The 20,883-nt window shown below is 40.3% G+C and carries 20 protein-coding genes; 12 read left to right on the top strand and 8 right to left on the bottom strand.

Annotated features, from left to right (window positions below):
- The first annotated feature begins 399 nt into the window (after positions 1-399).
- Positions 400-1,131 carry an RDD family protein gene (locus tag BF9343_RS02995; protein WP_005784744.1) on the top strand — a complete coding sequence of 244 codons (732 nt, stop codon included), beginning with the start codon at positions 400-402 and terminating at the stop codon, positions 1,129-1,131.
- Between the two features lie 222 nt (positions 1,132-1,353).
- Here the strand turns inward: BF9343_RS02995 and BF9343_RS02990 are convergent, their stop codons facing one another.
- Genes BF9343_RS02990 through dnaE form a run of 3 tightly spaced genes read right to left on the bottom strand, consistent with a single transcriptional unit; the run spans position 1,354 to position 5,885 of the window.
- Complete coding sequence (locus BF9343_RS02990; RefSeq protein ID WP_005784743.1) at positions 1,354-1,689, bottom strand: hypothetical protein; 336 nt, start codon at positions 1,687-1,689, stop codon at positions 1,354-1,356.
- A 26-nt stretch (positions 1,690-1,715) separates the two neighbouring features.
- Positions 1,716-2,030 (bottom strand): thioredoxin, encoded by a 315-nt coding sequence (gene trxA, locus BF9343_RS02985; protein ID WP_005784741.1) that lies wholly within the window; start codon positions 2,028-2,030, stop codon positions 1,716-1,718.
- 60 nt (positions 2,031-2,090) lie between these two features.
- Entirely contained in the window at positions 2,091-5,885 is a 3,795-nt protein-coding gene (gene dnaE / locus BF9343_RS02980; RefSeq protein WP_010992125.1) for a DNA polymerase III subunit alpha, read from the bottom strand.
- Positions 5,886-6,048: 163 nt separating this feature from the next.
- Between dnaE and BF9343_RS02975 the strand changes: the two genes are divergently transcribed.
- The 3 genes from BF9343_RS02975 (at position 6,049) to BF9343_RS02965 (ending at position 7,805) form a co-directional block, all read left to right on the top strand.
- Positions 6,049-6,735, top strand: a complete 687-nt coding sequence (locus tag BF9343_RS02975; RefSeq protein ID WP_005784739.1) for a phosphatidylserine decarboxylase family protein — start codon at positions 6,049-6,051, stop codon at positions 6,733-6,735.
- Between the two features lie 9 nt (positions 6,736-6,744).
- The gene (gene pssA / locus BF9343_RS02970) at positions 6,745-7,455 is read left to right on the top strand and encodes a CDP-diacylglycerol--serine O-phosphatidyltransferase (RefSeq protein ID WP_005784737.1); all 711 of its coding nucleotides are present in this window, start codon (positions 6,745-6,747) and stop codon (positions 7,453-7,455) included.
- Between the two features lie 62 nt (positions 7,456-7,517).
- Positions 7,518-7,805 carry a DUF4834 family protein gene (locus tag BF9343_RS02965; protein ID WP_005784735.1) on the top strand — a complete coding sequence of 96 codons (288 nt, stop codon included), beginning with the start codon at positions 7,518-7,520 and terminating at the stop codon, positions 7,803-7,805.
- Positions 7,806-7,821: 16 nt separating this feature from the next.
- Here BF9343_RS02965 and BF9343_RS02960 read toward each other — a convergent pair whose 3' ends face one another.
- Positions 7,822-8,259 carry a nucleoside deaminase gene (locus tag BF9343_RS02960; protein ID WP_005784733.1) on the bottom strand — a complete coding sequence of 146 codons (438 nt, stop codon included), beginning with the start codon at positions 8,257-8,259 and terminating at the stop codon, positions 7,822-7,824.
- Between the two features lie 4 nt (positions 8,260-8,263).
- The gene (locus tag BF9343_RS02955) at positions 8,264-8,497 is read right to left on the bottom strand and encodes a hypothetical protein (RefSeq protein ID WP_005784731.1); all 234 of its coding nucleotides are present in this window, start codon (positions 8,495-8,497) and stop codon (positions 8,264-8,266) included.
- Between the two features lie 137 nt (positions 8,498-8,634).
- Between BF9343_RS02955 and BF9343_RS02950 the strand changes: the two genes are divergently transcribed.
- The 4 genes from BF9343_RS02950 (at position 8,635) to BF9343_RS02935 (ending at position 11,478) form a co-directional block, all read left to right on the top strand.
- Positions 8,635-9,000: a YraN family protein gene (locus tag BF9343_RS02950; RefSeq protein ID WP_005784729.1), complete on the top strand. Its 366-nt coding sequence runs from the start codon at positions 8,635-8,637 to the stop codon at positions 8,998-9,000.
- Between the two features lie 6 nt (positions 9,001-9,006).
- The gene (locus tag BF9343_RS02945; RefSeq protein WP_010992124.1) at positions 9,007-9,363 is read left to right on the top strand and encodes an MmcQ/YjbR family DNA-binding protein; all 357 of its coding nucleotides are present in this window, start codon (positions 9,007-9,009) and stop codon (positions 9,361-9,363) included.
- The gene (locus tag BF9343_RS02940) at positions 9,347-10,102 is read left to right on the top strand and encodes a biotin--[acetyl-CoA-carboxylase] ligase (protein ID WP_005784725.1); all 756 of its coding nucleotides are present in this window, start codon (positions 9,347-9,349) and stop codon (positions 10,100-10,102) included. Before BF9343_RS02945 ends, BF9343_RS02940 begins: the two co-directional genes overlap by 17 nt.
- Before the next feature lie 65 nt (positions 10,103-10,167).
- Positions 10,168-11,478 carry a zinc-dependent metalloproteinase lipoprotein gene (locus BF9343_RS02935; protein ID WP_005784723.1) on the top strand — a complete coding sequence of 437 codons (1,311 nt, stop codon included), beginning with the start codon at positions 10,168-10,170 and terminating at the stop codon, positions 11,476-11,478.
- A 26-nt stretch (positions 11,479-11,504) separates the two neighbouring features.
- On the opposite strand, the gene BF9343_RS02930 is transcribed toward BF9343_RS02935, so the two are convergent.
- Both BF9343_RS02930 and BF9343_RS02925 read right to left on the bottom strand, forming a co-directional pair.
- Positions 11,505-12,188, bottom strand: coding sequence for a tetratricopeptide repeat protein (locus BF9343_RS02930; RefSeq protein ID WP_008658473.1), 684 nt, complete (start codon positions 12,186-12,188; stop codon positions 11,505-11,507).
- A 114-nt stretch (positions 12,189-12,302) separates the two neighbouring features.
- Positions 12,303-13,625, bottom strand: a complete 1,323-nt coding sequence (locus BF9343_RS02925) for a glycoside hydrolase family 16 protein (protein WP_032564227.1) — start codon at positions 13,623-13,625, stop codon at positions 12,303-12,305.
- 199 nt (positions 13,626-13,824) lie between these two features.
- Between BF9343_RS02925 and BF9343_RS02920 the strand changes: the two genes are divergently transcribed.
- The gene (locus BF9343_RS02920; protein ID WP_008658470.1) at positions 13,825-15,138 is read left to right on the top strand and encodes an MATE family efflux transporter; all 1,314 of its coding nucleotides are present in this window, start codon (positions 13,825-13,827) and stop codon (positions 15,136-15,138) included.
- A gap of 48 nt (positions 15,139-15,186) precedes the next feature.
- The gene (gene pyrH / locus BF9343_RS02915) at positions 15,187-15,897 is read left to right on the top strand and encodes a UMP kinase (protein WP_005784714.1); all 711 of its coding nucleotides are present in this window, start codon (positions 15,187-15,189) and stop codon (positions 15,895-15,897) included.
- A 246-nt stretch (positions 15,898-16,143) separates the two neighbouring features.
- Here the strand turns inward: pyrH and BF9343_RS02910 are convergent, their stop codons facing one another.
- A complete protein-coding gene (locus BF9343_RS02910) occupies positions 16,144-17,304 on the bottom strand; it encodes a 6-bladed beta-propeller (RefSeq protein ID WP_005784712.1) in 1,161 nt (386 codons plus the stop codon).
- A 1,077-nt stretch (positions 17,305-18,381) separates the two neighbouring features.
- Here BF9343_RS02910 and grpE point away from each other — a divergent pair.
- On the top strand, positions 18,382-19,230 hold the full coding sequence (grpE, locus tag BF9343_RS02905; protein WP_005801465.1) for a nucleotide exchange factor GrpE: 849 nt from the start codon (positions 18,382-18,384) through the stop codon (positions 19,228-19,230).
- Positions 19,231-19,269: 39 nt separating this feature from the next.
- A complete protein-coding gene (locus BF9343_RS02900) occupies positions 19,270-20,859 on the top strand; it encodes an Hsp70 family protein (protein ID WP_005775379.1) in 1,590 nt (529 codons plus the stop codon).
- The last annotated feature ends 24 nt before the right edge of the window (positions 20,860-20,883 follow it).

Genomic DNA, 20,883 nt, shown 5'->3' with positions numbered 1-20,883 from the left:
CTTCTTACGGGCAAAAGACTAACTTCTTATCATTAAAACATTAACTTCTTTTCCCGAAAGAAGCTAATGTTTTAATGATAGAACCGGAATATTTACCCGAAAAGGCAAGAAAATCCGTATACAAATACTCTATTTATGTACTTTACTTCTCTATCAGGAAGATTTTGAGAATAGCGACTGTCACCAAAAGAGAGATAAAGATATCTTTTTCATGCAAAAACGCGAAAAAAAAATCTATTTGCGCGACTCCTTCTCTCTGAACGCACCCGAAATAAAACAACCAGCATCCTTTCACATCTGCTTGGTTGCAGTTCCGGATAAGTTTTGTCCGAAACCGGAAGCAAAAGTAAGAGAATTATGATATATTTGCAGCCGGAACCCAAATGTGTTTAATCAGAAATGGCAGAATCGACTATCATCACAGGACAATTCGTACGAATCAGTCAGGTACCCGCCAGCCTTGGCGAACGGATACTGGCTCGTATTATTGACTATTTTCTGCTGTTTATCTACATTCTTGCCACTTCTTATATATTGGGGAAACTCAATATACATGCTTTTTCCGGAAGTACGTTTTTCCTGTTGTTCCTGTTCATCTATCTGCCTGTACTATGTTACTCGTTACTTTGCGAAGTTTTTAACCAAGGACAGAGTGCCGGAAAGAAACTTATGAATATCCGTGTGGTAAAAGCAGACGGTACGACACCCAGCCTGAGCGCCTATCTGCTAAGGTGGTTGCTCTATGGGATAGACGTAACTATTACCGGAGGATTGGGCGTACTGGTCATACTATTGACCAAAAACAGCCAACGTTTGGGAGATCTGGCTGCCGGTACAATGGTAATTAAAGAAAAGAACTATCGCAAAATACAGGTAAGTCTTGACGAGTTCGATTATCTGACTAAAGGATATCATCCCAGTTTTCCATCAGCTGCCGACCTGTCTTTGGAACAAATAAACGTAATCAGTAAAGCATTAGAATTACATCATAAGGATCGGACAAGACATATCGCACAATTGGCACCCAAAGTTCGTGCCCTGCTATCTGTAGATCAAACAAATATAAACGATGAAAAATTTCTTCAGACCGTTGTAAGAGACTACCAATACTATGCATTAGAAGAAATTTAGTATATCTTATTTCGTAAAAACAGACTAAACCGGGCTTTTATTCATCCCACTTTCAAGCAAATATCCGGACTCTTATACACACCTGATACTTCAAAAAAACATAATGCACTTTAGTAGGAGGAGAAGAATCAAGACGAAGTAAACTATCACACATACATGCAACAAAAAAGCGTGCAGAAGTGTTTCTACACGCTTTTTATCTCTTGGTTTACGAAGACTGGCTTACTCCACCTGTCCCAGAGAGTTGCCGTATTCCATTTCTCCCTGCACCACAAATAAGATATCTTCCGGGTCATATTCACCCACTTCATCTTTTTTGGCTTCTTTCACGATGAATTCTACTACCTGCTCCAAGTCGATGTCAACATAACCGTCAGCATCGGGCTGAACATCTAGGATTCCGCTTTCAGAGTAGTACTCATCAATCAAATCGAGGAAATAGTACAACTCGTCTTCCGAAAACTTTTCCTTCAATTCCTGAGGCAAATAATTCCGGATGAACTCGATGGTCTTTTCATCATCGGCGTCATTTAACAAAAAATCGTCTTCCAGTCCCATAAACAAATATTTTTAATGAAAGTATATTATAATAATTTCTCAACTTTCTCTACAAATGCAGGTTTACCTACGGCACCGACTTGTTTGTCTACCAATTCTCCATTCTTAAAAAATAGAACAGTAGGAATATTGCGGATACCAAATTCTGCAGGTAGATCACTGTTTTCGTCTACATCACATTTACCCATGATCACTTTTCCTTCATATTCTTTAGCCAGTTCATCGATGATAGGACCTACCATCTTACAAGGACCACACCAAGGAGCCCAAAAGTCAATAACAACCGGTGATCCTTCTGCGAGGATTTCCTTAAAGTTGTTGTCAGTAATCTCTAAAGCCATTTTCTATAATTATTAATTGTTAGTTATTAAGTATCTATCACTGTTATGCGGCAAAGATAATCAATTTATATGAAACGCAAGTTCGGGACGTTCCTTTAAATAGGAAATTAATTCTCTGCCAACCGAAAGTTTCACAGGACGGGAAATCAGGTCTACATACATCTTCCCCTCCGTATCCGTTACTTTGAAATAAAGTTCCGTATTTCCCGGGTGTTCTTTCGTTAAAGAAGCAAGCTCGGTTACCAAAGCCGAATTAAGTTCGGCAAGCGGAATCAGAATCGTAATCTTCTCTATCAGTTGTTCCTTGACATCGGGCAGCAATTCCATCGAAGTAATCTTGACATCAAGTTCATCGGGACGCCATTGTTTAGGTTGACAACGGGCTTTGATAAACAAGAAAGTACCTTCACCTAAATAGCCTTGGAAAGTAACCCAGTCATTTCCAAAGAAAGGAATCTCTGCCGAACCGGAATAATCTTCTATTTTAGCTATACCATAAGGATTTCCATTCTTACTGATACCCCGGCGGACACTGGTAACAATGCCTCCCATCGTAATCTCTCTTCCTGCCAAAGCCGATTTATCATCAAGCTCGCTCATATGTGTATTGCAAACATGTTCCAACACAATGGCATATTCATCAAGCGGATGTGCCGACAAATAAATACCTACCAGTTCGCGTTCCTTATTCAGTCTCTCCAAATCGTTCCAACGTTCCGCCGGTAGAATTTCGGGAGTCGCTATATCGATAACGTTATCTCCGCCGAACAAAGAATTAACGGCGGCAGCCTTATCAGCTTGGTAACGGTTGCCATAACGCATCAATGTCTCAAGAAAAGTCTCTCCTTTGCTGTTCACAGCAAAATACTGTTCACGCTTCAGTTCAGGAAAGCTATCGAATCCACCGGCAAGTGCCAGGCATTCCATATTTTTCTTGTTACAAGCATTCAGGTTGACACGCTGCACAAAGTCGAAGATACCTTTAAAGGGACCGTTCTCTTTTCGCTCCTCCATGATGCTTTGCACGGCAGCCTCACCCACACCTTTGACGGCTCCCAATCCGAAACGTATATTTCCATTCCGGTTTACGGTAAACTTCAGGTTACTTTCATTCACATCCGGTCCCAACGTCTGTACTCCCATCATTTTACACTCGTCCATCAGTTTGGTAATATCAGTGATATTCGACAAACTTCGGCTCATGACAGCAGCCATATATTCAGCCGGATAATTGGCTTTCAGATAAGCAGTCTGATAGGCAACCCAAGAATAACAGGTGGCATGTGATTTATTGAACGCATACGATGCAAATTTCTCCCAGTCCGCCCAAATCTTTTCAAGAACTTTCGGGTCGTGTCCGTTTTTCCTTCCGCCTTCTACAAACTTGGGTTTCATGTGATCCAACTTATCACGCAATTTTTTACCCATCGCTTTACGGAGGGCATCCGATTCACCACGCGTAAAGTCGGCCAGCAGACGTGACAAAAGCATGACCTGCTCCTGATAGACCGTAATACCGTATGTATCCTTCAGGTATTTCTCCATGACAGGAATATCATATTCAATAGGCTTACGTCCATGTTTACGATCAATAAAGTCAGGAATATAATCCATCGGACCCGGACGGTAAAGGGCATTCATCGCAATCAGGTCCTCAAACGTAGAAGGTTGCAACTCACGCAGGTACTTCTGCATACCGGCAGACTCAAACTGGAAAGTACCGATCGTTCGTCCGTCACTGTAAAGTTTATAAGTAGCCGGATCCTCGATTGAAATGGAATCGATATCCAGTTCCATTCCTTTACTCAAACGAATATTTTCGACAGCCTCCTTTATAATAGACAATGTTTTCAGCCCCAGAAAGTCCATCTTGATCAATCCGGTATCTTCGATCACCGAACCTTCATATTGGGTAACCAGCATCTTTTCGCCGGTCTCTTTATCATCAGCCGTGCTGACCGGTACCCAATCCGTGATATCATCACGACAAATAATAGTGCCACAGGCATGTACACCCGTTCCACGCACATTCCCCTCAAGCATCTTGGCATATTTCATCGTATCCCTCACCAAAGGATCGGGCGATGCTTCAGCCGCCTGCAATTCGGGCACATATTCTATGGCATTCTTCAGATTCAGTTTCTTATCCGGAATTTTATCCGGAACCAATTTGGCCAAGCGATCCGATTCGGCAAGCGGAAGTTTCTGGACACGGGCAACATCTTTGATAGCCAGTTTCGTAGCCATAGTACCATAGGTAATGATATGCGCCACCTTTTCCTGTCCATATTTCTCCGTCACCCAACGTAACACTTCGCCACGACCATCATCATCGAAGTCAATATCGATATCAGGCAATGAAATACGATCGGGATTCAAGAAACGCTCAAACAGCAAATCGTATTTGATCGGGTCTATTTTAGTGATCTGCAAACAATAGGCTACGGCAGAACCGGCAGCGGAACCACGTCCCGGACCAATGGAGACTCCCATATTACGCCCGGCGGCAATAAAATCTTGTACTATAAGAAAGTATCCCGGGAAACCCATGGTCTTCATAATATGTAATTCAAAGACCAGCCGCTCTTTGACCTCCGGTGACAACGGATCACCATAAAACTTCTTAGCTCCGTCGAAAGTCAGCTTTTTCAGATAGTCGGCTTCCAGTTTGATACGGTACAGTTTATCATAGCCTCCCAAACGTTTTATTTTATCTTTGGCTGCTTCCTCACTCAACACCACGTTGCCGTTTTCGTCTTGGGTGAACTCATCAAAAAGATCCTTTTCCGTATATTTTTGCCGATATCCTTCTTCTGTACCAAAGTCCTCGGGGATTGCAAAAGTAGGCATAATCGGTGCGTGATCGATTGAATAATACTCTACTTTATCCAGAATCTCAAGTGTATTACTCAATGCTTCGGGCACATCGGCAAAGAGTTCATTCATCTCTGCCTTCGTCTTCATCCACTCTTGTTTCGTATAATACATCCGGTTCGGATCGTCGAGATCTTTTCCCGTACTCAAACAGATCAGCCGATCGTGCGCCTCAGCATGTTCTTCGTTGACAAAGTGAACATCATTCGTACAGATTAACTTGACATTATACTTTTTGGAGTATTCAATCAAATGCTTATTTACATTCACCTGCAACGGATAAGCTTCATGATTTGCTTTAGGCACTGTCGCTTTATGGCGCTGCATTTCCAGATAATAATCGTCTCCAAACAGGTTCTTATACCATTGGATGGCTTCTTCTGCTTCCGCCAACAATCCCTGAGTTATCTTTTTGGGCACTTCACCGCCCAAGCACGCAGAACAGATAATCAAACCTTCGTGATATTTCTCCAACTCGTTCCGGTCTGTACGGGGACGCATATAGTAACCTTTGGTCCATGCCCGCGAAACCAATTTTATCAGGTTATGATACCCCTTCTCGTTTTTGGCGAGCACAATCAGGTGATACCCGCTCTGGTCAGGCTTTCCCTCCTTTTTATCCATTGTACGGCGAGCCACATACATCTCACAGCCTATGATAGGCTTGAACAATCGCCCTTCCGCATCCGCTATTTTAGCTTTACAGTCAGCAATCTCGGCATCTTTATCCGCACACTCCACTTCACCGGCTTCAATAGCTGCAATCCGCTTCTTCAGGTCCTTTATTTCTCCTTTCGGACCTCCATTTTTCTTATTAACATAGTTCGTAAACTCTTTAATGGCGAACATGTTTCCATGGTCCGTAACGGCAATACCTTTCATCCCGTCTTTCATAGCCTTATCGACCAATGCACTGACACTGGCCTGACCATCCAGAAGAGAATATTGCGTATGGACGTGTAAATGAACGAAATCCTGCATAGTTATAGGTTGATAATTTGAAGCCATAAAATTACAATGTCTACAGCTACTAACAAAGATAAACTTCAAAAAGTTATCAACATAAGTCATTTCTACCTGCAAATGCTTGCTGGATTTTTAAAATAAGTATACTTTTGCGGATAATTATCATTAAATAGCGCAAATGGGTCGACTTAAGAAATTAAAAAAGATAAGAATTCACCGTGAAGGAACACATATTTTATGGGGTAGTTTTTTTCTGCTACTGATCATAAATCTGGCTCTTTACTGGGGAATTGATTGTAAAATACCATTCTATCTGGTGGCTTTGGTAAGTATCGTCGTCTATCTGTTGATGGTTAACTTTTTCCGTTGTCCCATCCGGCTTTTCGGACAGGATACAGAAAAGATTGTAGTTGCACCGGCAGACGGAAAAATCGTAGTCATCGAAGAAGTAGATGAACATGAATACTTCCACGATCGCCGCATTATGGTATCTATTTTCATGAGCATACTAAATGTACACGCCAACTGGTATCCGGTAGACGGAGTGGTCAAGAAAGTCACTCATGATAATGGTAAATTCATGAAAGCATGGCTTCCGAAAGCCAGTACAGAAAATGAACGTTCAATGATCGTCATCGAAACTCCTGAGGGAGTAGAGGTAATGGCACGGCAAATAGCCGGTGCAATGGCAAGACGTATTGTAACATATGCCGAACCGGGAGAAGAATGTTATATCGACGAGCATTTGGGATTCATAAAATTCGGTTCACGTGTAGATGTATATCTCCCGTTAGGCACAGAAATCTGTGTCAGCATGGGACAATTGACCACCGGTAACCAAACTGTTATCGCCAAATTAAAATAAGAAACAATAATGGCAAATGCTATAACCCGCCACATACCCAATACAGTAACCTGCCTGAACCTTTTTTCAGGCTGCATTGCCGGCGTGATGGCTTTTGAAGCTAAGTATGAACTAGCTTTTATCTTCATTATATTAAGTGCTGTCTTCGACTTTTTCGACGGCATGCTGGCACGACTGCTTCATGCATATTCTCCGATAGGAAAAGAACTCGACTCACTGGCGGATGACGTCAGTTTTGGAGTAGCCCCTTCTTTACTTGTTTTTTCATTTTTGAAAGAACCCGGATTGATATACCCCGACTTTCTGGCAGGATTAAGAGATTATATCCCTTATCTGGCATTCCTTATCTCTATTTTTTCTGCTTTACGTTTGGCTAATTTTAACGTAGACGAGCGGCAAACCAGTTCTTTCATAGGCCTTCCGGTACCGGCCAATGCCCTCTATTGGGGAGCGTTAATCGTAGGTGGCAAAGATTTTCTGCTGGCACATTGCAATGTTATATACCTTATTATAATGGTAATGCTCTTTTCATGGTTGCTTGTGGCTGAAATTCCCATGTTCTCTCTGAAATTCAAAAATCTTTCTTGGAAAGATAATAAGGTAAGTTTCATATTTCTGATTGTCTGCATTCCATTACTACTGTTTCTGGGTATCAGCGGATTCTCAGCAGTTATTGTGTGGTATATCATTCTTTCACTTTTAACAAGAAAAAATAAATAAACAATCCTTCTGGCACGTTTGTTGTACTACAAATTTTAAACAATGCATAAAACAAATAGCCCATGTTTCACATTTTAGGATTTTTATTCATTATTGTCATAGCCGTTATAATCATCGGATTGGCCCTTGTAGGCAGCGTATTAAGAGCCGTTTTCGGACTTGGAAAACGCTCGCCCTCGTCAGGTTCAGATCGTAACGGACCCAATAATAATTCAGGAAGCAGAAGATACTACCACCAAACTCAGGCTAATGATAAAGAAGAAATCATCACTGGGACAGGAGCCAAGCACAAAAAACTGTTTGATGATAACGAAGGAGAATACGTAGACTACGAAGAAATAAAAGAATAGGGGCAGTGGTGAACTATCACCTCCTCTTAGCAGCAAAAAAGTCTTTCATCAGCCCGGCGCACTCATCAGCCAATATTCCTTTGACAACAACTGTTTTAGGATGGAGTGCTTGCGGAGCATATCTCTGATAGCCTCTCTTATCATCTTCGGCACCAAACACCAGCTTTCCCGTTTGAGCCCAGGCAATAGCACCGGCACACATCACACAAGGTTCCACTGTGACATATAAAGTACATTCATTCAGATATTTCCCACCAAGAACATTGGCAGCGGCAGTAATGGCCTGCATTTCAGCATGGGCAGTCACGTCATTCAGTGTTTCAGTCAGGTTATGCGCACGGGCAATGATCCGCTCTTTACAGACCACTACAGCACCAACAGGGACTTCTCCTCTCTCTCCTGCTTTAACAGCCTCTATCAAGGCCTGCTTCATAAAATAAGAATCATCCAGCATACGTCTAACGCCTCATATCGTGTTCACCAAAAAGAGTAGGATAATCCTCCTCCATATTTTTATGTATAAACATGAGAATCGTCTCACGAAGCCAGCGTGATTTATTCGTTATCTTATACTTATCCAGATAACGATCCACAATCTGCTGCTCATCTTCGCTCAGCAATATGCTCATCCGTCGTTCCCGCTTAGGTTCGTCCGGAGTTGCCTTATTACATTTTTTATCTCTCTTTCTCATATTCTTTGCAAATTTACTTTTACTTCTGTAATTTCAAAGAATAAAAAGAGTAAATTTGCAGAAATAATATGTCCGGTCGGCCGATACACATCCATGTTTTATCACCGGACCGACCTATAAATATAAAAATCTTCTTTATGGCAGAACACAACCTTCTAGGAAAAGCCGGAGAGGACGCCGCCGTCGACTATCTGGAACGGCATGACTACGTAATTCGGCATCGTAACTGGCGTAAAGGACATTTCGAACTGGACATTGTGGCAGCTAAAAACGGAGAACTGATTATTGTAGAAGTAAAAACCCGAAGCGATACGGACTTCGCACTTCCTCAAGACGCCGTCACTCCACAAAAAATCAGGCGCACTGTAATAGCAGCCGATACATATATCAAGTTATTCCAAATAGATGAACCTGTACGGTTTGATATTATCACCGTGATAGGCAAAACCGGAAATTTTAGAATTGAACATATAAAAGAGGCGTTTTATCCGCCATTATTTTAGAGTTTTATGAATATAGAATCAGCAAGAGAATACTGCCTCCGGAAAAAAGCAGTCACAGAATGCTTCCCATTCGACGAATATTCACTCGTCATGAAAGTAATGGATAAAATGTTCGCCCTGATCGATCTGGAAAGGGCCAATACGATTTCATTGAAATGTGATCCGGACTATGCCATCGAATTACGTGAGCACTATTCGGCCATCGAAGGAGCTTATCATTTTCACAAGAAGTATTGGAATCAAGTCTACTTTGACCGGGATGCGGATGACAAGCTGATCAAGCAACTGATAGATCATTCTTACGATGAAGTAATGAAGAAGTTTACCAAAAAATTACGTACCGAATATGATGCCCTGCCCTGAATCTTTCCCTGTCCCCCTTATTCATATTGCAAAAGCAGACTCCACCAACGGTTATTTAAATGCCCTCTGCGAAAAGGAGAAGGTTAGCGAACTGACCACAGTGGTGGCAGACTTCCAGACTGCAGGCAGAGGACAGCGCGGAAACAGTTGGGAATCGGAAGACGGAAAAAACCTGATGTTCAGCTTCGTGTTGTATCCAACTTTCCTGGAAGCACGTAAGCAATTCCTGCTTTCACAAATCGCCTCTTTAGCAGTTAAAGAGACACTTGATCTATATATAGGAGACGTTTCTATAAAATGGCCGAATGACATCTATTGGAAGGACAAAAAAATCTGCGGAATGCTGATTGAAAACGATCTGATGGGAATACATATCAGCCAGAGTATTGCAGGAGTAGGTATCAATATCAATCAGAAAGAATTTCACAGTTCTGCTCCCAATCCCATCTCAATCATACAGATCACCCACCGGGAGTCTGACCGTATGGAAATACTCGCACAAGTTCTTCAGCGGATAAAAGAATACTATAAGATCTTACAGGAAGGAGATATTGAATTTATCACCGATCGTTATCAGGCAGCTCTCTTCCGCAAAGAAGGCATACACTTTTATAAAGATTCAGAAGGAACATTTAATGCCGGAATTGTAGAAGTAGAAGCCGATGGTCATTTAGTTCTACAAGACGAGACGGGTAAGATCCGTCGATATCTATTTAAAGAAGTACAATACATTCTTTAAAATTGAGATTTAAAGTTTAAACCATTATCTTTGACCCTGTGTTCTTTATAAAAAAACATTCTTTTATGAAAACAGAATATTTATTCGTTATACTTTTAGTACTTATTGGTTTCAGTAGTTGTGAGGATTCCACCTCCGATGCTACACTTGAATTATCCCAATCAACTTTTGAAAACATCAGCAGTGACGGGGCTACTTTAACCGTAAACATTACCAGTAGTGACTCCTGGACAGCAGCAAGTTCTTCTACAGCATGTAATCTCGTTCCTAATCAAGGAACGAGCAATCAATCACTCAGCATTGTTGTGGAAGCTAACCTGGATGAAGCCGAAAGAAATATGACAGTTGTCGTTACTTCCGGCGGAATCAAGAAAACCATCAGCATTAGCCAGCAAGGAAGAAGTACAACAGCAGGTGAGTATCACTATAACCTCCCGGTTATTTTCCATGTACTATATAAAGATAAAAACAATCCTTTACAATACGTTAAACAAGACCGTTTAGCCAAAATATTAGATACAGTCAACAAGCTTTATAAAGATAAAACCAAAAGTGTGGATATGAACTTGACTTTTACGCTGGCTACTACTGATGAAGATGGGAAACCCTTATCAACTCCGGGAGTGAAATATGTTTTATGGGAGGAAAGTTACCCTATCGACTGTGATGTCTTCATGAATGACGAAACAGGTAAATATGTAAAATACATCTGGGAACCGAATAACTATATCAACGTAATGGTATACAACTTCAAGGACGATGAGAGTACAAACAGTACCACACTGGGAATTGCACATATACCTTTTTCCACAGTAGGAAGCAATTATCTGGAAGGACTGAGCAAAACACAAAAATCTTATTTAGAGAAACAAAATCTGAAATTTCCATATAGTGTCTCCATCAACAGTTTATTCATTAATGACCAGTCAACTTCAACCCAATATAGTACAGCAGACATCACCGTAACATTAGCTCACGAATTAGGTCATTATCTGGGCTTACACCATGCTTTTTCTGAAAATGACGAAGGTATTTATGACGGTTGCTTTGATTCGGATTATTGTGACGACACCCCTACTTATAATAAAGTGGAGTATGACGCTGATTACGCCTACACCGCGAAGAATGATCCGGCAAACTTCACGTTTGACTATCTGGTAAAACGTAAAAATTGTAAGACCAATCAGACATTTACTTCTACTAATATTATGGATTATTCCGTAAGTTACTCAGACCGGTTTACCAACGACCAACGTTCCCGTATCCGTCACGTCCTGACATACAGTCCACTGATACCCGGCCCCAAACAAGGACAAACACAAACGCGTTCCGTTGTCGAAGGACCTATTGATTTACCCATACGCACAGCCCGGTAACAACATATAGAAAAAGAGGTGAACAGTTATCTGTTCACCTCTTTTTCTATAAGCTTTATTCTTTCTAATGTCTTTTGAGCTTCAGTAGAAGGGAATTGACTGATCACCTTTTGAAGATATTCCCTTGCCTTTCCGTATCCGGTACTCATCACACGGCTAAGACCATCACGATAGCGTGCATACTGCATCCGAGTGGGAGCACTAATCTTTTTATAATCTGCTTCTAACTGTTTTTTCTCTCTCTCCGCCTTCAAATAAAGATAATTACCGATAAAAATATTGGCTGCCAGATTATCCGCATCCAATGACAGTACTTTCCGGTAAGTCTCCAAAGCTTCAGACTCCCGCCCACGGCATACTTCCATCTCAGCACATGACACAAGACAATTAACATCATTCGGAGATTTTTGAAGCAACTCTTTGTAAAAAAGATACGCTTTGTCATAGCTGCGTGATTTTTTGTAATAAGCAGCCAGTTCCCGCCCTATCCTGGATGATACTTCCAGACTCTTATCCACACCTGTCCAATAGAACATTTCGGCTTTCTCTACATTGGTATTTACCGCTTGGCGGAACAAAGTAACAGCTTGGTCCCACTGTCTGTTATCAAGGGCAGCAGAGACCTTCTGCAAAGTCTCTCCCACCATCTGAGCCGAAAGCACAAACGGGAAAGAAAAGAGCAAGGAAAGAAATAAAGTCAAGGTTTTCATCTTCTTCATTTTTATTTAGTTAGGTCCCTACAAAGATAGTATTTATATTGTGTATTCCCAAGTCACATACTCACTATTATTTTCAATATTTGTGAGCCTGACTCTTTGTTATATTCAGAGCTTTCCCACACGCCGGCTCGCCGGAACTTTCATCCCATTACCTTTAACGGTGTAAATAGCATCCTGATCACTTTCCTGATAACATCTGCAATAATCAAAATAGACATAGGCAGGTACTTGATTTTCCATCACATTACCTCCCCATTCTCCTGCGGAACAAGAGAAATAAACCATTTGGTAAGCACTTGGCACTTGTTTGGGATCATCTTTCCGATTCACCCGACGGGTAACCTTACCATCTGTGTAAAAAATCAGTTCTTCGGGGGTCCATTCCACAGCAAATGTATGCTCTTTACTCTGAGCTTCATCCAATACAAAATACTTGGTAGACGAACGGTGTTCTTTAAATTGCCCACTTTTATCGTAATCCAGAGCTGCATGTTGCACTTCTGATTGCTGCTCCTCCATTGCTTGTTTTTTATACCAATGAAGTGTCTGAAAGATTTGTTTATCTTTAGGAATATATTCAAAAACATCAATTTCAGTTCCTTTTCCATACTTATCGGCTTCATCAAAATGTATCCAAAAAGCAGGCCAGTAACCTTCACCAATACAGTCTCTAAATGAAGCCTTTGTCTCATAATAACCATAACGTGCCATGAACCTGCCCAGTGATAAAATCCCACCGGTCATCACAACATTGTTTTGTGTCGGGTATTTAGAGACTTCCAAACGAAGTTCGCCATGCAACTCTTTGGTCCAATCCTCATGACACAGCACATAGTAAGGTTTCTCTTGATACATACCTCTACGGGTAAAAGGACTTCTTCTACTTCTCGTATCCCATTTTAAAGTATCTATCACTCCATCATCGAACTCATCATTAAACACTAAATGATACGTTCTACCCGTTATCGGCGATTTAAATACGGTAGGAATCTCTGATGGATGAAAACTCAACCTACCGGTTGTGTTCATACCTTTTCTGAGTTTGCCTTTAATCGCTTTAGGATTAAGTGTAATATTAATAGCTTCTGACGGAACAGTTTGTACTGAAGATGTCTTTAATGAAAGAATAGCCATACTATCATTTACGTCAACGTTAAAAGCTATTTCTTCCGCATTGCCAATCAACAAAAAAGCAGGTGCCTCTGTTTGCTTAAAATGTAATCCCTCGGGAAGTTTTACTACTAATTTCCCCCCATAACAGTTAGGCGTATTCGTTTCCATAAATCCAGTAGCCGCCTTGCCAAGCAAATCAATAAAAATATCATCCGCTTCGGAATAATCCCATTTCCACGTTATGTCCTTAGACCCTGCATGCGCATGAATGACTTGTAGTAATATACAAATCATTATTAGAATAAATTGCTTCATATGTTTTTCATTTAGTTATTAAATTCAAATTGATGATGCTGCCTCGCTGCGATGTTTGTTAATTGTCTGTAAGATATCTTTCAATATGCAGACAAAAATAATATTAATTCCTGTATTGAGAACGTTGCGAACCAATATAATTACATGATTGTTCACATCATTTTCATATTCTCTGTTTTTCATGTAACTTTGCATGTCAATGAATAAACAAATGCACATCAGTAACGGAAACAAACGGATTCTGCAAATAGCCGTTCCCTCTATTATTTCCAATATCACAGTCCCGTTATTGGGACTGGTCGATGTCACTATTGTAGGACATCTGGGATCGGCCGCCTACATCGGAGCCATTGCTGTAGGTGGCATGCTGTTCAACATCATTTACTGGATATTCGGCTTTCTACGGATGGGCACCAGCGGCATGACTTCCCAAGCATTCGGACAACGTAATCTGGAAGAAGTAACAAAACTGCTTCTACGTTCAGTCGGCGTGGGATTGTTTATCGCACTCTGTCTGATGACTCTGCAATATCCCATCCAAAAAGCCGCATTTGCTTTCATACAGACTTCCGACGAAGTAGAACGTCTGGCCACTCTCTACTTTCGTATCTGCATCTGGGGGGCTCCTGCCATGCTCGGCCTTTACGGTTTTGCCGGCTGGTTCATCGGAATGCAGAATTCCCGTTTTCCGATGTATATCGCTATTACGCAGAATATTGTGAATATCCTGGCAAGTCTTTGTTTTGTATTCCTTTTCGGAATGAAAGTAGAAGGAGTAGCTCTCGGAACGCTTATAGCCCAATATGCAGGTTTCCTGATGGCTCTGCTTTTATGGCTACGTTATTATAAACAATTGCGGAAACGAGTCCATTGGAGAGGCATTTGGCAAAAACAAGCCATGTATCGGTTCTTTCAGGTAAATCGCGATATTTTTCTCCGTACTTTGTGCCTGGTAGCTGTAACGATGTTCTTCACCTCTGCCGGAGCCGCCCAAGGCGAAGTAGTACTGGCTGTAAACACTTTATTAATGCAGCTGTTTACCCTCTTTTCATATATTATGGATGGATTTGCCTATGCAGGCGAGGCACTTGCCGGTCGTTATATTGGCGCCGGTAATCGTATGGAGCTTCACCGTACCGTCCGACAGTTATTCGGATGGGGTGTCGGATTATCAGCCGGGTTCACCCTTCTTTACGGTATTGGTGGACAATCATTTCTGGGATTACTGACAAACGAATCATCCGTTATCCAGGAAGCCGACACTTACTTTTATTGGGTATTAGCCATTCCCCTTGCCGGATTTTCCGCCTTTTTATGGGATGGCATTTTCATAGGTGCCACCGCTACCCGCCAGATGCTTTTCTCCATGTTCATCGCTTCTGCCAGTTTTTTTCTTACCTATTACATCTTCCAAGAAGTAATGGGAAATCATGCCTTGTGGATGGCTTTTATTATCTACCTGTCGCTTCGCGGACTTGTACAAGCTTTTTTAGCAAAAAAGATAGTCCATTAAAAGGAATCGCGTATCTTTGCAAAAAAGTAAACCAACAATCAGAATCGTATGGCAAAATACAAAAGAGTCCTGTTGAAGCTCAGCGGTGAGAGCCTGATGGGAGAAAAGCAATACGGCATCGATGAAAAGCGATTGGCCGAATATGCCGCACAAATCAAAGAGATTCATGAACAAGGCGTACAAATCGGCATCGTTATCGGTGGTGGTAACATCTTCCGTGGACTGAGTGGAGCCAATAAAGGTTTCGATCGGGTAAAAGGTGACCAAATGGGTATGCTGGCCACAGTAATTAACAGCCTTGCCTTAAGTTCGGCATTAGTTGCGGCCGGTGTGAAAGCACGTGTACTTACAGCCGTACGCATGGAACCTATCGGTGAATTCTACAGTAAATGGAAAGCTATTGAATGCATGGAAAATGGCGAAATCGTCATCATGTCGGCAGGAACCGGGAATCCGTTCTTCACTACCGACACCGGCTCATCGCTTCGCGGTATCGAAATAGAAGCAGACGTCATGTTGAAAGGTACTCGCGTAGACGGTATCTATACTGCCGACCCGGAGAAAGATCCTACGGCAACCAAGTTCCACGACATCACTTACGATGAAGTGCTGAAACGAGGACTGAAAGTGATGGACTTGACAGCTACTTGTATGTGTAAGGAGAATAATCTGCCGATCGTAGTATTCGATATGGATACAGTAGGCAACCTGAAAAAAGTGATTACCGGAGAAGAAATCGGTACATTGGTACACAATTAACTTCATAAACTACACTTATTATGAACGGGTTAACAAGTAGATGGAATACTTCTACCTGTTAACCCGTTCTTCATTCTTCATCTTTCGCGTTCTACTTTGTTCGCCTTCTTTTTCTTACAGCAGACCTTTTATCATCAATAGCCCCGATAATCGGTATTACTACTCTCAGATATGGAAATGGACTTTCCCTCGAACGGCGTATGAGCATGGATATAATACCTACCTATCCTCTAGCCTTTACTATCTTTATTTCTTGCGTTTTATCAACATAATCACCGAATTCGATTCTTCATTCAGTCCCGCAGCAATTTCTTTTAGCTTACCTTTCAGTTCTCCTTTTTCGTTTGCCTCGACAAGGTCTGAAGCATTTAAAGCACGACAGGTTACAATTTCTTCATCTACAGATTTTTCGGGTTGCTGTCCCAATGCAACCCGGTGTTTATTAGAAAAGTCATCATTATATACGGTATATTGAAATATTGCTTTTTCCTGTTTATCATACACTAAATCATTGGTCGGGAAACCTCTCCCCTTTTCAAAATTAAACTTCTTATCAAGAGTTTGCATAAAATAATACCGATCAGTGATAATAGTCGGAAAAAGAAATACTTTAGGATCCATAGAATGAATGGAAGGAGTCCGTACAATAAATGGACTGAGAGTGCCATCCGGTAAGTAATTGTATACTGTGTCAGATGATGTTTTCGTCAGCAGACAATTACCATCATGCGGGGTTATCAGAAAAAAACCTGGAGTCACTATCGCCTCATCTTTCGTCACAACCGGTGTCTCGAGTTCTTTGAAAGGAATTTGAATTTTTCGTGTAACACTTCCGTCTTTCTTGGAAATAAGTACATGGCATGATTCGTCGGTTTCTATCAATGGCAAATAACTTTTATAACCAATCAGATGATCCCGGTCATAGTCCGATAAAAACTCATAATAGCAGGTATCTGGAAATGGGAGACTTCTATTGAACTCTCCATATAAGTCATATACCAATATTTTCCTTGCAGGATAATCTACAACAAACATTTCGTTATTATCTTCATCCAGAACAATAGACGTAATATGCGAATATTCTTCACCACTTTGTCCCAAACGGTTAATCTTCCGTACCCCTTTACCAGTAGCCCTGTCAAACACAAAAATATTACCATCCATAATCCTGTTTGCAACCAACAGAATTTTCTTGCCGGTAGCTTTCACAATACCTTGAGTTATAAAATCGTCAGTAGTTTCCAACGGAACGTATTCCACATCCATAAAATCTTGAAGGATCAGTTCCTTTTTAGGATAATCCGCACTAACATCAACCGTGATGCAATCATCTGTCAGTTGTTTATTTCCTCCACATCCTGTCATTACAAACAGAGATATTACCAAAGCCGCATTGATCTTTTTCATTTTATCTATATTTAACGTGAGTTCAATATTATGAATAATATAATAATCAAGAGAAATAATTATGAGTACTGAATCTATAGTATCTAACAATAGCAATTACCGCTATGCTCTCAGAGGCTAAAGTTACTAAAATCTATTGTTTAACAAATGATTTCTACTAAGAATCTGAATGGTAGCAAGAAAAAGTACATCATCATCGTAATGCTCCCAACTAAATAAATAATTGGGAAACTATAGTTATCCTCTTTCTATTCTATTTAGACAATTCTCTTTATTTCAAATATTATTACCCATAATATACATACAAATACCTGACATATCTGTTTCTCATACGTATTTTTATTATTTTTTTGAATTGAGGAAATAAATTCTACCTCCTCCGACAATTTTCATCAAATAAGTGTTACTGGGTGAATATACAAACATTAACTTGTGGATTCCACTCCCCAAGTATATACCTAACTAAAAAACATTGATTCATAAGACTTTAAAAGGTTATAACTCATGGAGAGTGTTAAACTAAGTCGTTTCTCAAATTCAAGTTGTATCTGATTATTAACGGTAAAGAAAATATTTTATGATAAGCACAACCGATTAAATAAACCTAGAAAAGACCGATGATAAACAATAAACCAATAAAGAACATCTCTAAAATAGAAACACTCTAGTCAATACTTATTTAACTATTATATTATGAAGATATTGACTGCTATAGTTACCCTTCTTTGAAAAAAGATCCACCATTAACTTTAAATTAGTCTATGATGGACAACTACAATTATTCTAATATTGTATCAAGCTCATATTAAATTAATGCACTAAAAGCAGTACCAACCATCAATATAAATTAAAGAAGTCTTTACTGATTTCAATTTTGTACCGGATATCCGGTACAAAATCATTTTACAACAATTTTATAAAGCAATATGTTTGATTTTCACAACTACAAACTATATATTTGCGAGACAAGATTAAAAAACACACAATTATTCGTTATTTGATCTAATAAAAAGTATTCATACTTTATGTAAAACCAGAAATAAAAATCTATTATATTAATCTATAAACACACACAACATGGAATGGCCCAAAAGTAAAAATAACAAAATGGAAGAGCTATTGGAAAGAATGAGCCAATTTGAAGCTAATCTTGCTCAGTTAATCTCAACCGGAATGCCCAATCACACTCCCTCTCCAGCTACCGATGAGGCGACATCCTCCCCCAATGAACAGGAACAACTTTCTCCCGAACAAGAAGAAGAAATGAAATTAAAAATCCAAGAGCTTCAACAAAAAGAAGAAGAGTTGAATCTACGTGCTGAAAAGTTGGATAAATTAGCAAAAGAACTTGAAGAACGGCAGCAGAACCTGGAGAATAGGAATCCAAACGATGAACGCTCCATAGAGCCTGCGACGCATCCCGATCACTCGTTCCCTTCTCAAATCGGAGATCAAATAAATGCATTAAAAAAACTATTGGAAGATTCTTCTTACAAAGATAAAATCATTAAGGATCTTCATGAAGAACTGCAAAGTCATAACCGGGATCTTCATGCGGAAATCGTAAAACCTCTTCTGAAAAACATGATAAAAATGCATGAGCGACTCACGAAAACTTATAAGTTTTATGAAAATACAGAAGCTAAAAGTTCCCCTGAAACTTATACGAGATTATTGAGAGAAGTGGAAAATTGTAAACTGCATATTCAAGATATTCTAGAAGACGAATACGACTTAGAGTATTTTGAACCGACAATAGGCAGCGCATATTCACCTAAAGAGCAAACAGCCATCCGGACAGTGATCACTGATACCCCGGAACAAGCCGGCACTATTAAAGAATTTCATTACGGAGGCTTCCGAAATACTACCACAAACAAAATATTTCAACCCTCAACAGTCACTGTATATAAAAAATCAGAATAATCAACTCATCTAAAAAAAATTCTAAAAAGATAAATAACTATGGACAATACCAGAAGTGTATATGGTATCGATTTGGGTACCACCTACAGTTGCATTGCACAAGTAGATAAATTCGACCAAGCCATTGTTCTCCGCAATTTCGAAGGAGATGCCACTACTCCATCCGCTGTATATTTTGAGGATATGGACCATGTTGTCGTGGGAAAAGAAGCCAAAGGTATGTTGGCCACTGAACCTACCAAAACGGCAGTATTCATAAAACGCCATATAGGTGTAGATGACAGTTTCGATAAAAATACAAACGAATTTCCCTATCATTACGACCCAACAGAAATTTCGGCTTTCATCTTAAAAAAGCTGGTTAAAGATGCCAACGATTTGGGAGATAATCCGGAACCGATCAAAGATGTCGTTATCACTTGTCCGGCCTATTTTGGAACCAAAGAGCGTATGCAAACCAAGCAGGCCGGAGAAATAGCCGGCTTAAATGTACTTTCTATCATCAATGAGCCTACGGCTGCCGCGATCTCTTACGGTGTAAAGACTGATCAGAAAAAAACGGTTTTAGTATACGACCTCGGAGGCGGAACATTTGACGTTACCTTGATTAACGTGAACGGTGGTGCCATTAAAGTAATAGCCACAGGTGGAGACCATCATTTAGGAGGAGTAGACTGGGATACCGCATTAGCTGAATATATGCTGGCAGCTTTTAACGAACAAAATAACACTTCTTATTCGTTCGAAGACCGATTAGACCTAAAATATGAGTTGTTATTACTTGCAGAAGACAAGAAAAAAGTATTGACAGCCAAGCAGACAGCGAAAGCAACTTACCAATATGAAGGCAATTCCGCACGTATAGAGATTAGCCGTGAGTTATTCAATTCACTGACAGAAAGGAAACTGGACGAAACGATTGATGCCACCAAGAAGGTTATTGCTATTGCCAAAGAAAAAGGTTACAATAATATTGATGAAATACTGTTGGTGGGAGGCAGTAGCCGCATGCCACAAATAAAGGAACGGGTAGATAAAGAATTCAATTGTGATGCCAAACTAACCGACCCGGATGAATGTGTAGCCAAAGGAGCGGCAATTTATGCTATGAATGCCGCCTATTCACAAGCAGTTCGCGACTATGAAGAAGGAGAAAGTGATGATAAACCGGCTCCTCTCCGTGGAGATCGCACCACAGTGGTCAATGTCACCAGTAAAACATATGGTACCGACGTAATCATTGAAGGACAAAGCATGGTGCAAAACCTCATTTTTGCAAATAGTTCGTTACCCACAAAACGAATTGAAACCTTTACTACTTCTATTCCTAACCAACGAGGTGTATCTGTGAAAGTATTTGAAAGTGATTTCACAAATATGGAAACAGAAAGTATCGTGGAAGAAAGATTCTGCACACTAATTGACGACCATACGCTTAAACTGAGCAAAGACTGGCCTCAAGGTACCCAGATTTCAGTTACATATCAGATTGACCAGGAAGGTATCTTGCACGGATTAGCTTATGTAGAAAATGATAAACTTGAATTCGATCTCAAAATCACCGGTGTAAAATGTGAAGAAGAACTCAGAAAATCAAAAGCAATCATCGACAAAGCATCAGTAGAGTAAAAAACAGAACAAAGCAGAACCCTA

The organism is Bacteroides fragilis NCTC 9343 (assembly GCF_000025985.1).
Classification (GTDB): Bacteria; Bacteroidota; Bacteroidia; order Bacteroidales; family Bacteroidaceae; genus Bacteroides; species Bacteroides fragilis.
The sequence above is the reverse complement of the archived record's forward strand: the minus strand, read 5'-3'. Positions and strand labels throughout refer to the sequence as shown.

Coding starts and splice junctions, on each gene's coding strand:
- BF9343_RS02920 (WP_008658470.1), top strand. CDS start 13,825: ATGAATAAACAAATGCACATCAGTAACGGAAACAAACGGATTCTGCAA.
- BF9343_RS02910 (WP_005784712.1), bottom strand. CDS start 17,304: ATGAAAAAGATCAATGCGGCTTTGGTAATATCTCTGTTTGTAATGACA.
- trxA (WP_005784741.1), bottom strand. CDS start 2,030: ATGGCTTTAGAGATTACTGACAACAACTTTAAGGAAATCCTCGCAGAA.
- BF9343_RS02950 (WP_005784729.1), top strand. CDS start 8,635: ATGGCAGAACACAACCTTCTAGGAAAAGCCGGAGAGGACGCCGCCGTC.
- BF9343_RS02975 (WP_005784739.1), top strand. CDS start 6,049: ATGGGTCGACTTAAGAAATTAAAAAAGATAAGAATTCACCGTGAAGGA.
- BF9343_RS02930 (WP_008658473.1), bottom strand. CDS start 12,188: ATGAAAACCTTGACTTTATTTCTTTCCTTGCTCTTTTCTTTCCCGTTT.
- BF9343_RS02990 (WP_005784743.1), bottom strand. CDS start 1,689: ATGGGACTGGAAGACGATTTTTTGTTAAATGACGCCGATGATGAAAAG.
- BF9343_RS02925 (WP_032564227.1), bottom strand. CDS start 13,625: ATGAAGCAATTTATTCTAATAATGATTTGTATATTACTACAAGTCATT.
- BF9343_RS02955 (WP_005784731.1), bottom strand. CDS start 8,497: ATGAGAAAGAGAGATAAAAAATGTAATAAGGCAACTCCGGACGAACCT.
- BF9343_RS02945 (WP_010992124.1), top strand. CDS start 9,007: ATGAATATAGAATCAGCAAGAGAATACTGCCTCCGGAAAAAAGCAGTC.
- BF9343_RS02935 (WP_005784723.1), top strand. CDS start 10,168: ATGAAAACAGAATATTTATTCGTTATACTTTTAGTACTTATTGGTTTC.
- dnaE (WP_010992125.1), bottom strand. CDS start 5,885: ATGCAGGATTTCGTTCATTTACACGTCCATACGCAATATTCTCTTCTG.
- BF9343_RS02940 (WP_005784725.1), top strand. CDS start 9,347: ATGATGCCCTGCCCTGAATCTTTCCCTGTCCCCCTTATTCATATTGCA.
- BF9343_RS02960 (WP_005784733.1), bottom strand. CDS start 8,259: ATGCTGGATGATTCTTATTTTATGAAGCAGGCCTTGATAGAGGCTGTT.
- BF9343_RS02965 (WP_005784735.1), top strand. CDS start 7,518: ATGTTTCACATTTTAGGATTTTTATTCATTATTGTCATAGCCGTTATA.
- pyrH (WP_005784714.1), top strand. CDS start 15,187: ATGGCAAAATACAAAAGAGTCCTGTTGAAGCTCAGCGGTGAGAGCCTG.
- grpE (WP_005801465.1), top strand. CDS start 18,382: ATGGAATGGCCCAAAAGTAAAAATAACAAAATGGAAGAGCTATTGGAA.
- pssA (WP_005784737.1), top strand. CDS start 6,745: ATGGCAAATGCTATAACCCGCCACATACCCAATACAGTAACCTGCCTG.
- BF9343_RS02995 (WP_005784744.1), top strand. CDS start 400: ATGGCAGAATCGACTATCATCACAGGACAATTCGTACGAATCAGTCAG.
- BF9343_RS02900 (WP_005775379.1), top strand. CDS start 19,270: ATGGACAATACCAGAAGTGTATATGGTATCGATTTGGGTACCACCTAC.